Raw genomic sequence first — 12,235 nt, 5'->3', positions numbered from 1 at the left:
AGTATTCTCAACTTAAATATTGAATGTCGTAGCTGTAACTTTTTTTCCATTTGAAACCTTTGATTAACCCAACCAATGTTCCTATCCCATAGGCAAAATGGATTGAAAATAACATAGCAGGCATTAACAATAATACTTCGTTTTTATGTTTCAATAAAGCAAGTATCGTCAAAGATGTTACAAGTAGGCTATATACTGCAAAAAGAAGCACTAAAAACAATGGTGAAAAAGGTAGTAACATAGCACCTACAAAAATGCTTAACACAAAAGCAAAGGGAACATAATGAAAGATTGATAGGCATCTTGGTTTAACATGAGTTGTCAATCCAATCCATAGACCATTTGAATACTTTTGGTGGAGCATCTTTTTAAATGTTGGGCGAATATATTGATAAGATAAAACATTGGGACTAAATCTTATCTTATATCCGTGTTTTCTGATACGATAATGAAGCTCATTATCTTCCGTTCTTCCGAGTTGTTCATCGACTAAACCAGCTTGCTCAAAAACTCCTCGACGGTACATACCATGAAAAATAGAAGAAACATATCTGTCTTGAGAGCTGTTTCGATAATCTGCGATGCTGCTTCCAAACATATTTTCTTCAACAATATGTAAAGCTTCTGACCATTTACCCTCATCTTCAACAAGCGTTGGTCTAGGCCCCCCACAGACATATTCCCCTTGATTGATGAGTTCAACATTATTCTTCACAAAATCCTCTGTGACTTTGGAATGCGCATCAATCTTCAAAACAACGTCTCCATTAGAGTTCTTAATCCCTAAATTAAAACCACTTGCTTGATTCTTTTTAGGGTTATCATACAATCTAATTGACCTAAATTCAGTATCCTCAGAGATGAATCTCTGAATAATATCGGTTGTCTTATCAGTAGACATTGCATTAATAAATAGAATTTCAATATTTTCTTTACTGTATGTCTGTCTTTTTAAATCTTCAATTAAGCCTGGTAAGTACTTCTCTTCATTATAAGCACTAATCACAATAGAGACGATTAAATTATCGATTTGTTGAATCACTTATAGTCTCCTAAATATTTTCTTTCACTATTTTATCACAAATTCCCAGACTTTCCTATTTTTATTTGAATTGCAGAAAAAAACTAGTAAATCTATCTATCTTTCTTTTTTCAATGATTTCAATTCTCTAAGTAGTGGATTTCCTCACTCTATCTTGACATCTATAAGAAAAAGCCTTAAAATAAGCTGTTATCAAAATCAGTTTGTTGAGGTTCACATGAAAAAACGATCACTCTTTTTTATTCTAGGAATCATCTTAATTGGGGCAGTCTTAAGATCTCCTTTTACTGCCTTACCAACTATTTTAGGAGATATCGCCCAAGGTTTAGGAGTTGAGGTCAGCTCGCTTGGTATTTTGACGAGTCTTCCTCTCTTGATGTTCGCCCTCTTCTCCTCTTTTGCTAGCCGCTTGGCTCAAAAGATTGAACTCGAGCATCTTTTCACCTATAGTCTTATCGTCTTGACCGTCGGTTCAGTGATTCGTATCTTCAATCTCCCTCTGCTTTATCTGGGAACCTTACTTATCGGAGCAAGTATCGCTATTTTCAACGTACTTCTTCCTAGTGTCATTCAGGCAAACTACCCACAAAAGATTAGCTTCCTGACAACGATTTATGTGACGACTATGGGAATTGCCACTGCTCTTGCTTCCTATCTCTCAGTCCCCATTACTCAGGCAACATCCTGGAAAGGCTTGATTCTCTGCTTATCCTTGGTCTGTCTACTAACCTTATTGGTCTGGTTCCCCAACCATGGTCACAATCATTTCTTAGAAGGACATGAGAAAAAACAAGCGAAAGAAAATATCTTAAAAAACAAGCAAGTTTGGGCTATTATTGTATTTGGGGGGCTTCAGTCCTTACTCTTCTATACCTGCATGACCTGGTTACCAACCATGACAATCAGTGCCGGACTGTCTCATACAGATGCTGGTCTACTGGCTTCAATCTTCTCACTAATTAGCATTCCCTTCTCGATGACCATTCCAAGTTTAACGACGCGTCTGTCTAATCGTCACCGTCAAATCATGTTAACAGTCATCTCTCTGGCTGGTATGTTAGGAATCGCCATGCTTTTATACCCAAGCAACAGTTTCTTATACTGGCTGGTGGCGCAACTCTTGATTGGTACAGCCTGCAGTGCTCTTTTTCCTTATCTCATGGTCTGTTTCTCCATCAAAACCAGTTCTCCTGAAAAGACAGCTCAATTATCTGGACTTGCCCAGACCGGTGGTTACATTCTAGCCGCCTTTGGGCCAACTCTATTTGGCTACAGCTTTGATATGTTCCATTCTTGGGTTCCAGCGGTATTGGCTCTTCTAGTTATTGATATCATCATGACAACTGCCCTCTTTATGGTGGATCGAGCGGATAAAATCCTCTAGAAAGTTTTTAGAAGTTACCACAAATAAACACACTTTGAAAGCCAGACTGAGTCTGGTTTTTTTGATGATTAGTGATATAGAATCGTCATAGATATGCTAGTAGAATAACCTCGTTTTTGATATAATAAAATATATAGAAACTAATTGTAAAAATATATATTAGTTTAACTACCAATATTTACTGTTAAAAGCGAGGGGTATAGTATGGATGATCAGAAAAACTATTTTGAACGGGCTATAGAAACGTTAGACAAATTCGTTGATTTATCAGCTAAGGAAAAAGATAAAGATACTTGTGAAGCTCTAGCTGAAAAGGCAAGAATTATTTATGAGCAATACCCTAAATCAGAAGACATTGGGGGTTTTTATGCTAAGATCTTATCCAATGTATCACTCAAACAGACTAAAGTCGATGAACTTAAGAAGACTGCTGAAAAATTAGAAAGACTTCATGAAAATTTCTCTGAATCTCAACTTATTGCTGAAGCATTTGCTAAGATCTTATTCAATGTATCACTCAAACAGACTGAGTTAAAAGAATTGGAGAGAACTGCCGAGAAATTAGAAAAACTTCATGAAAATTTCTCTGACTCTCAACTTATTGCTAAAGCATTTGCTATGTTCCTATTCAATCTATCACTAAAACAAACTAAATTAAAAGAGCTGGAGAGGACTGTCGAGAAATTACAAATCTTGCAACAACATTTCCATGATTCCTCGGATATAGCTTTGCTATATGCTAAGATCTTATCCAATGTATCACTCAAACAAACTAAAGCCGATGAACTTAAGAAGACTGCTGAAAAATTAGAAAGACTTCATGAAAATTTCTCCGATTCTCAACTTATTGCTGAAGCATTTGCTAATATATTATTTAATTTATCAATCGAGCAAACTGAAGCTAATCAACTGGAGAGGATTTCTGAGAGGTTACAAAAACTTCTTGAAAAATTCTCTGACTCTCAACTTATTGCTGAAACATTTGCTATGTTCCTATTCAATGTATCAACCAAGCAGACTGAGTTAAAAGAATTGGAGAGAACTGCCGAGAAATTAGAAAAACTTCATGAAAATTTCTCCGAATCTCAACTTATTGCTGAAGCATTTGCTATGCTCCTATTCAATGTATCACTCAAACAGACTGAGTTAAAAGAACTAGAAACTACTGTTGAGAAGTTACAAATCTTGCAACAACAATTCCATGATTCCCCTGATATGGCTTTGGCATATGCCAAGATTTTAGTTAATTTATCAACCGAACAGACTGAGTTAAAAGAACTAGAAACTACTGTTGAGAAGTTACAAAAGCTTCTTGAAAAATTCTCTAACTCTCTGCCTATTGCTGAAGCATTTGCTAATATATTATTTAATTTATCAATCGAGCAAACTGAAGCTAATCAACTGGAGAGGATTTCTGAGAGGTTACAAAAGCTTCTTGAAAAATTCTCTGACTCTCAACTTATTGCTGAAACATTTGCTATGTTCCTATTCAATGTATCAACCAAGCAGACTGAGTTAAAAGAATTGGAGAGAACTGCCGAGAAATTAGAAAAACTTCATGAAAATTTCTCCGATTCTCAACTTATTGCTGAAGCATTTGCTAAGATCTTATTCAATGTATCACTCAAACAGACTGAGTTAAAAGAATTGGAGAGAACTGCCGAGAAATTAGAAAAACTTCATGAAAAATTCTCTGACTCTCTGCCTATTGCTGAAGCATTTGCTATGTTCCTATTCAATGTATCACTCAAACAGACTGAGTTAAAAGAACTAGAAACTACTGTTGAGAAGTTACAAATCTTGCAACAACAATTCCAAAAATCTGAAATAATTGCTTTTATATATTCTATGTCCTTAGCAGGTTTACCAGTTCATCAAGCAGAGTTAGGTGAACGTCTTCAAACCACAGAAATAATTAAAAATCTCTATGAACAATTTTCCAAATTTATGTTACAACATTTTGATGATCTTTTTTTCCATAATGATAATGTTTGTGACAGTGAGGAATTCAAACTATTCAATTTCATCTTAAAAGAGGGACTTTTAAAGAACACTAAATATGCAATCTTAGAAAATTGGGTAAAGTCTTATGATGAAAATTCTGATGAACTCAAAACTTTGCTATCAATTTATCAACTTGTTCAAAAAATTAAGTATCAACTGGGACTAAAAGACGAAGATAAAAATCAGATGCTTAAATTTGGCCACTACACCAAGGGAAGTACTTTCCAAATTATGTTAGATCAAGGGGAGGATGATAAGAAGGATTTTTCAGTATCTGGGAAAACTCGCTTGTATAATGCTAATTATATGAATGATCCTGAAGAAGGAATCGTGATAGAACAGATATTGGGCTTAGATAGACGAGAGGTTTTGGAACCAAGCTCATGGTTTTTAATGAGTTTTACAAACAAAACAGATGATCTAGCCATGTGGTCACAATATGGTGATGATGCTAAAGGCGTTTGTCTGATACTTCGTGAAAATGATTTTTCTAGATTTACTTCCTTCAATGATGTTTCTTGGCGTAAAGAGGGGATCCCCTTAGTAGAGCCAATGAATGAATTAAATAATATTAAACCAACTGTAGCTACTAAAGAGGAAGAAAAAAGATCGAAATCTGAAAAAAACGAGAATGCACCAAAAGGGAATCGTGATTATCTCTACCGAATTGCCTATGTTAAGAATATAGATAAAGATATAGAACTTGAACAAACCGAACTATTTGATAAGTCCGAAATAGAAGATTTAGCAAAAATGTTGAAGAATTTAAAGGGACAACTAGGTAGTGGTTCAAAAATCACAAGCAATAATTTTCAAGATGCTATCTCTGAATGTATCGAAGAAATTCGTTACTTATTTAAATCTGTAGATTACAAATATGAAAACGAACTTCGTATCTTACGCTATGCTAATCTAGACCCAAGTAACGATAAAATAAAAATTGATAAAGAATCTGGAATCGGTAAACTTTATGTAGAACGGGATAATCCAATTCAAATTGAGGAGGTAATTTTTGGTCCTAAGTTTCCAAATCCAGAATATATAACACCTTTACTGAAGCTATTGGATAATGATATCAAATATAAAAAATCTACGATAAAATTCAGATAAATTTCTCAGAAAATCCTCTAATCTTCTAATTTTTGCTGGAAGATTTTTTATATGTAAAATTTTTATACATATTACTTGACAGCGTTTCCATTTAGATGTATGATGTATGTGTAGAATAATTATATATAAAATTTTTACATACTAAAAAAGGAGGTGCCCCATGTATTTTCCAACATCATCGGCCTTGATTGAATTTCTCATCTTGGCCATTCTAGAACAAGGGGATTCCTATGGTTATGAAATTAGCCAAACCATTAAACTCATTGCCAAAATTAAGGAATCTACTCTCTACCCCATCCTGAAAAAACTGGATACTAATCGCTATCTGACTACATACTCTCGCGAATACCAAGGTCGGATGCGCAAGTACTACTCCTTGACAAAAATTGGCGAGGAGCAACTGTTTGTCATTCGAGAAGAATGGACACTCTACACTGACACTATCAACGGCATTATAGAAGGGAGCATTCGCCATGACAAGAACTGAATATTTGAATCAGCTTGAAGCCTATCTGATGAAGCTTCCTCAAGCTGATCGTACCGAAGCCATGGACTACTTCAAAGAACTCTTTGATGATGCTGGTCCAGAAGGTGAGGAAGACCTCATAGCTAGCCTGGGTAGTCCTAAAGAAGCTGCCCATGATATTTTGACAACACTTCTCGATAAAAAAATCAACGAAGAAAATTCAAGTAAGAATAACCGTCAAGTGATACAAATCGCTATCCTAGCACTTCTTGCGGCTCCTATCGGTATCCCTGTAGCAATTGGTTTCCTCATGGTTATCATCGGGATTTTTATCGCTGCGATTAGTATACTTTTAACCTTCTTTGCTGTATCGGCAGCTGGAATGGTGCTCGGAGCTGTCCTCCTATTTGAAAGCTTCTACGTTCTGGCTGAATCTACATCTGCCTTTATGCTGATTTTTGGTGGAGGTTTACTGGCAATCGGAGCTTCGTCCCTAGTTTTGCTAGCAACTTCCTATGTGACCCGTTTCTTTGGAATACTAATCCTTCGACTCATTCAGTGGATTCTTAATAGAGGAAAGAGAGGTGAAAGTCATGCGTAAATTAACAAAAGGATTTCTTATCTTTGGTGTTGTTACTAGTATCATCGGTTTTACCATGATGATCATCGGCATCCAAACCGATGGTGTCAGAAGCCTCCTTGCAATGTCTCAAAATCCAGTCTTTGAGAGTCGAATGGAAGAGCTCACATTTGATCAAGATATCGAAAATCTTAACATCTCACTAACACAACATTCTCTAGTTATTACGGAGTCAAACGATGATAAGATTCACATCCAGTATCATCCAACCATCTCTGAAAAAGAGAATCTTCAACATTCTAGCAAAGAAAAAACTCTTGAGATTTCCGACACCAAGTCAACTACACATCCTTCTGTTGGTTCTAGTATCCAGGGTATCCTCTTTATCGTAAGCGGAGTTTCTAGTCGCAATGATGAAGTTGTTCTCTCATTACCAAGAGGAAAGGACTTAAAAAATCTTACAGCTCAGGTTGACCATCGTATCCTTTCGATTGCCGATGCAAAAATCAGTAATGCTAAGATTCAGTCAAATGGCTATCTTCTTCGGATCACTGATAGCGAGATTAAAAATAGCCAACTAACCACAGCTGGAATTGTCAATGTATTTGAAACCAGTCTGACTGACAGCCACATCCAAGCAGAACATGAACATATCTCTGCTGACGACATCCAAATCCATGGCAGAGTGGAATTAGAGACAGAAAAAGATATGACCCTAAAGCTAACCCAAAAAGAATTTGACAGAATCAATCTAGATCTTTCTTCTGACCATGGTTCCATCTATCATCGTAGTCGGGAAGGATATAATCCAAACGAGGAAAATAAGGAAGATGAAGAGTTCTCTAATCCTTACAAATCAGAGAAAAAAGATACACAAGATTTACTTGTCGCAAAAGCTGGTCGAGACATCAATCTACCAAAAGAGGATGTTCGCTCGCCTTCTTATAGAAATCATGAATAAAAAGTTACTAATCAAAAGGGAGGTCTCATCATGACTCAAGAATGGTTTGAAAGTGCTGATTTCGAGAAAACAGCCAACAATGATAAAAAAGAAAGTCCATCTGACCCAGTCATTCCCGTGGAAGAACTAAAAGAAAAAGAAGAGTTGGCAGTAGTTGAAGAAAATCCTCAAGACAAGCCCGAAGAACAGGATGCTGATTTAGAAAAAGTAGAGACTGAAGAACAAGAAGAAGCTGAAGATAAACTGGCAACAAAGACAGACCAGTCAGAAGAGCCTGTCAAAGAAGCACCTCAGCCTAGCAAATCTTTGGAAAGTCCATTTGTCCCAGATCCTGTACCTACAAAAACGGTAATCTTCAAAGAAGAACTAGCTGACTTTTGGATTTGGTTACAAGGTGCCCTTAAAGAACCGACAGCAAGGTTTGATACAGATAAAAAACACAGTTACACTGCTTTTGCGCTCCTAACCATCTTTTCTGCCACGAGTTTCCTCTTTACAGTTTATCACGCCAAGCAAGGATACTACGGCCGCATGGCAGCCATCGACTCTAAAGCTCTCCAGCATCTCCCTTCACTAAATCTCTTTTCTATCTTCTCCATCCTGGTAGCGACAAGTTTGTTCTTCTTCTCTATCCTCATGGGTGGATTTGTAGTCAAACGTTTTGTCGATCAGGACAGTGATTGGACATTGGAAAGAGCCTTTCAAGTACATAGCAAACTCTTGGCTATCCCAATTCTCTTGACAGGTATTGCTAGCTTCTTTGCCTTCTTTAACGGTCTACGCTTTGCGGCTCTTCTCTGCCTCATTAGTATGGGCATGGTTCTACTTGGTAACCTCTATATCATTTCAAGACCTAGCAAGGACAGTCAAACTGATTCCTTCTATCGCCTTCTCTTGGCTTTCTTGGTCAACGGAGGTGTCCTATTTATCTTTTTCCTAGCAGAAATGACACTTGTTTTCGACTATCTTCGAATCCTTGCTTTCCTATAAATAAAATCCCAGCTACCTAAAAATAGCTGGGATTTTTTTCTTGTTTGGACCATACCTTATGATCTGTCTTGAAGTTTCACAAAAGAGCTATTTGCCTTTTCGTTTAGACTTGTTGAAAACTCCTGTAATATTCGAAAATGCACTTTTGGCAAAATGTTCCACTTTGCCTTCGACCTTCTGAATGGGCTTTGGAAGATAACTCTTAAAAACATCAAATTGAGCATTGAATAGTTTGAAGAAAACTTGTATCGTCATCTTCTTTTGTTCAGATGTTAGACGAGTCATATTATTAACAATGTTGATAATCTTCTTCGGAGTATCAACAGTTATGTCTGCAAATTTGTTGATGCCTGATTCCAAAAAGACATCAAAGATAACATCTGAAAACTCTTGCTTTTCATCATTAGTCATGTTTTCTAACCAACTCGAAATGACCTTGTCGGCATGGATACTAAGCTGAGATTGATTTTCAACTTGGACAAAGTCTAATTGTCCCACCTCCCAAGAGAAAGTATCGTGTTGAAGAAGCAAAATGGCGTTACTCTTGACAACTTGTGAATTCACCGGTGGCTCCAATAAGACGCTCACCATTGAGTCTTGAGGAATGTAGGAGGCGATTCTATCTTTTATTCGGAGAAATCCTTCTGATTCCAAAAGGGACTCATGAAGGCCCGGAGCATCAAATGCATAAATCCCTGTAACAGCCTTTTGTTTTTCTTCGTCAAGTTTTGAGCAGGCATAAATCGCAAGATTACCACCCTTAGAATGACCAGACACAATATACTCTCCAGGAAACTCCGTCATCCGCTTCTCTAAATATTGATGGGCAGACTGTTGGGCTGGAACCTCATGCATAAAGGTCATATGGAAATCTTCTTTCCAACCAACTAGATTCTCATCTGTCCCTCGAAAAACAACCAAATATTTTTCATCTTCGAGACGATAAGTTATAGCTGAAAATTGACGATCAATCTTCGAATCAATTTTATTAATAAAATCGAAAGCTTCGATAGCCCCGTATCGCTCACTGCTTCCAAGAATTCCTAGGAGTTCGATCCTTGGAGTTGTGATAACCGATAAAATTTCTCCCTTGTCGCCATTGATTGCAGTGTAATGCTGCGATATTTTCTCTAATGATATCTCGTCGTCCGTAACAATTTGCTCAAAAGGTAAATAGGCTACTTCTGTCAATGCAAGGACATCTAAATCTTTAAAAAAGACTTTGTCAAATGAGTATGTTTTCAACCCCTGAGCATAATCAATGATGTTCCTCATTCTACTCTCCCTATTCTTTTATTACTGTTCTCTTCCTTATTCGAAATGGATTCAAAAATAATACTTAACGCAAGTAACAATACCCAAAATGGAGCAAACCATAACATTGCCAAATTCAACAGAAACATCAGATACTTCCAGTTGGTTTTTACTAATAAAGTTGGAATTAAAAAAAAGAAAAACAAGAGTCCACTAACAAGTGAAAAGAATATTCCAAAGGATGCTTCTAGAGTATATATTGGAGAAAGGACTTCGTAAGTATTCAAAATTGGGACAACAAGGGCTAGTACAAGCGCTAATAAGACACTCATCACTAAAACTGCAATGTTCACTAATTTTGAATAACTTGCTTTGCTGTTTAACCAGTTATTCCATTTCTGTATTTTTGAACGATCTTCTTTCTGCCTTACTTTTCCTGTATCTGTGTAGGTATAATAATTGGGGATATGTGCCCAGTACATTCTTTCAATCACGGTTGCAAAAAAGTTTGAGCGAGATTGGAAAGGTTGTAAAAGCACATTCTTTTGTTGACCCAGGTGTCTTTTAAACAAAGGTAAAAAACGGAATGGGTCATGATTGGAATAGAAGTTTATGAGACTATCATCATTCTTTAAAAAATGAGACTCTTTCAAAATCTCTTGGCTACGTCGATTAAAGGTCCACCAAGGGGAAGTCGCAGAAAATGTTAGACATCTCTCTATCCCATCCTCAAAGATATATAAGCGTTGGGCAAGCAAACCTCCCAAAGATACACCTGAAACTACAAAGCGTTTGTGGGGATACTTCTTTCTCAAGGAATGATAAAACCCTTGAAGACTATCATACTGATACAGGTGGACCAAGCCCATACTACCTAGAGTCGAGCTATAAATCCAGTCTTGAAAAATCGTTTTGAAACTATCTTCGTCATTTACCTTGGGGATGAAACGAGCATCAGCTCCCGTCTTGCGAAAGAGTTTTTTCCCAATCCCTACATCAGCCCCTCTGACAACGATATAGATAGTATCCTCACCTTCCGTTTCATAAGCTACGGCTTGTAAGCCATTTACCCACGAAGCATTCTCATCAATCGAGGCAAGTTTTTTTACAACTTTATCTTCAAAAACTACACTTCCGTATCGCATTATTTCTGCATTAAATACAATACTTGTCAAGTATACTAATAATCTAGTTTCTTTAATCATTTGCTTTATTTACTGTCAAAAAAAGATAAGTAGTGAGCGGGATGCTTTCCCGTGTTTTATAACACTACTTATCTTTAAACGTTAATCTACTTATCCTTCGTCTGCTTGTTAATTCGATGAAGGTACTGTCATTGTAGCAAGGGCATTATTAATAGCTGCCAAGTTTGCTTTCTTAGTAGCATTGATGATTAGGAACCAATCGATGATTGTCCAGATACCAAAAGTCAACCAAGCCAAAAGAAGTTTTGCAACTCCTAATCCAATCTGACCAATGTAGAAACGGTCAACTCCAAGAGTACCAAGGAAGATTGAAAGGATCAAAGCTGTTGTAGGATTTTTGATGTTTGCAGCAGCAATCACTTGGTTGGCTTGTGAGTCATCTAATTGGCTCAAACGCTGACGAAGTGATGGAAGTTGCTCCGATGGGAAGCTCCCAGTGTTTGCTGACAAGAATGAATCTGTAAAGTTTGACATAATAATCTCCTCTTTATGTTTTCTTCTATTCTAGAGATTTTTTCCCCTTTTGTCAAATTTTCTCTTGGTTTACCGCCTGTTTAGGCCGGTTTTTACTGTCTCTATCATACTTCCTTTCACTCGTGTCACATTTATTCTTTGGCTTCTGTAAACAAAAAATCCTGTCAATCTTTGACAGGATTCTTATATGCAAAAGATATATTTACTTATTCTTCAGTAGCTTCTACTTGTTCTTCAACAACTTCCGCTGGTTCTGCAACGACTTCTACTTTTTCTTCAATGACTTCTACAGTTTCTGGAGTAGCTGTCATTGTAGCAAGAGCTGTATTGATAGCTTCAAAGTTTGCTGCTTTTGTAGCGTTCATGATAAGGAACCAGTCAACAACAACCCAAATCCATGTAAAGAAAAGTGAGAATCCGAGTGTAATGATAGGCAATAGCAATGTAGCCAAGAGCTTACCAATTCCTAGACCAGTATGACCAATGTAGAAACGGTCAACCCCTAATGCACCTAAGAAGATTGAAAGAATCAAAGCTGTTGTAGGGTTTTTAACGTCTGTAGCAGCAATCACTTGGTTTGCTTGTGAATCGTCTAGTTGGCTCAAGCGTTCACGAAGTGATGGAAGTTGCTCTGACGGAAAGTTAGCAGTATTTGCTGACAAGAATGAATCTGTAAAGTTTGACATAATAATCTCCTCTTTATGTTTTCCTATATTTTAGACATTTTTTCCTTCTTTGTCAAATTTCCTCTGTGTTTTCTATGTT

The 12,235-nt window shown here is 36.8% G+C and carries 11 protein-coding genes; 6 read left to right on the top strand and 5 right to left on the bottom strand.

Going from position 1 to position 12,235, the window contains the following annotated elements:
- Window positions 1-7: 7 nt before the first annotated feature.
- Window positions 8-1,042: a glycosyltransferase family 2 protein gene (locus ACXYSN_RS07570; protein ID WP_235083634.1), complete on the bottom strand. Its 1,035-nt coding sequence runs from the start codon at window positions 1,040-1,042 to the stop codon at window positions 8-10.
- Between the two features lie 217 nt (window positions 1,043-1,259).
- Between ACXYSN_RS07570 and ACXYSN_RS07565 the strand changes: the two genes are divergently transcribed.
- The 6 genes from ACXYSN_RS07565 to ACXYSN_RS07540 all read left to right on the top strand — a co-directional run bounded on the left by ACXYSN_RS07565 (window position 1,260) and on the right by ACXYSN_RS07540 (window position 8,537).
- Window positions 1,260-2,426, top strand: coding sequence for a CynX/NimT family MFS transporter (locus ACXYSN_RS07565; protein ID WP_458636658.1), 1,167 nt, complete (start codon window positions 1,260-1,262; stop codon window positions 2,424-2,426).
- Window positions 2,427-2,630: 204 nt separating this feature from the next.
- Complete coding sequence (locus ACXYSN_RS07560) at window positions 2,631-5,540, top strand: DUF2971 domain-containing protein (protein ID WP_458636657.1); 2,910 nt, start codon at window positions 2,631-2,633, stop codon at window positions 5,538-5,540.
- Window positions 5,541-5,700: 160 nt separating this feature from the next.
- Complete coding sequence (locus tag ACXYSN_RS07555) at window positions 5,701-6,027, top strand: PadR family transcriptional regulator (protein WP_458636656.1); 327 nt, start codon at window positions 5,701-5,703, stop codon at window positions 6,025-6,027.
- Window positions 6,014-6,607: a DUF1700 domain-containing protein gene (locus ACXYSN_RS07550; protein ID WP_458636655.1), complete on the top strand. Its 594-nt coding sequence runs from the start codon at window positions 6,014-6,016 to the stop codon at window positions 6,605-6,607. Before ACXYSN_RS07555 ends, ACXYSN_RS07550 begins: the two co-directional genes overlap by 14 nt.
- The gene (locus ACXYSN_RS07545; RefSeq protein WP_458636654.1) at window positions 6,600-7,547 is read left to right on the top strand and encodes a DUF4097 family beta strand repeat-containing protein; all 948 of its coding nucleotides are present in this window, start codon (window positions 6,600-6,602) and stop codon (window positions 7,545-7,547) included. Before ACXYSN_RS07550 ends, ACXYSN_RS07545 begins: the two co-directional genes overlap by 8 nt.
- Window positions 7,548-7,577: 30 nt before the next feature.
- Window positions 7,578-8,537, top strand: a complete 960-nt coding sequence (locus ACXYSN_RS07540) for a DUF6574 domain-containing protein (RefSeq protein ID WP_458636653.1) — start codon at window positions 7,578-7,580, stop codon at window positions 8,535-8,537.
- 87 nt (window positions 8,538-8,624) lie between these two features.
- Here the strand turns inward: ACXYSN_RS07540 and ACXYSN_RS07535 are convergent, their stop codons facing one another.
- From ACXYSN_RS07535 to ACXYSN_RS07520, 4 genes are all read right to left on the bottom strand, one after another.
- Window positions 8,625-9,812 carry an Mbeg1-like protein gene (locus ACXYSN_RS07535; RefSeq protein ID WP_458636652.1) on the bottom strand — a complete coding sequence of 396 codons (1,188 nt, stop codon included), beginning with the start codon at window positions 9,810-9,812 and terminating at the stop codon, window positions 8,625-8,627.
- Entirely contained in the window at window positions 9,809-10,996 is a 1,188-nt protein-coding gene (locus tag ACXYSN_RS07530; RefSeq protein ID WP_458636651.1) for a hypothetical protein, read from the bottom strand. Before ACXYSN_RS07530 ends, ACXYSN_RS07535 begins: the two co-directional genes overlap by 4 nt.
- A gap of 108 nt (window positions 10,997-11,104) precedes the next feature.
- A complete protein-coding gene (locus tag ACXYSN_RS07525) occupies window positions 11,105-11,470 on the bottom strand; it encodes a TM2 domain-containing protein (protein ID WP_458636650.1) in 366 nt (121 codons plus the stop codon).
- Window positions 11,471-11,676: 206 nt separating this feature from the next.
- Complete coding sequence (locus ACXYSN_RS07520) at window positions 11,677-12,156, bottom strand: TM2 domain-containing protein (protein ID WP_441348653.1); 480 nt, start codon at window positions 12,154-12,156, stop codon at window positions 11,677-11,679.
- Window positions 12,157-12,235: the final 79 nt, after the last annotated feature.

The sequence above is a fragment of the Streptococcus sp. V869 genome (genome assembly GCF_054353515.1).
This window is presented reverse-complemented; position numbering and strand designations above follow the sequence as displayed.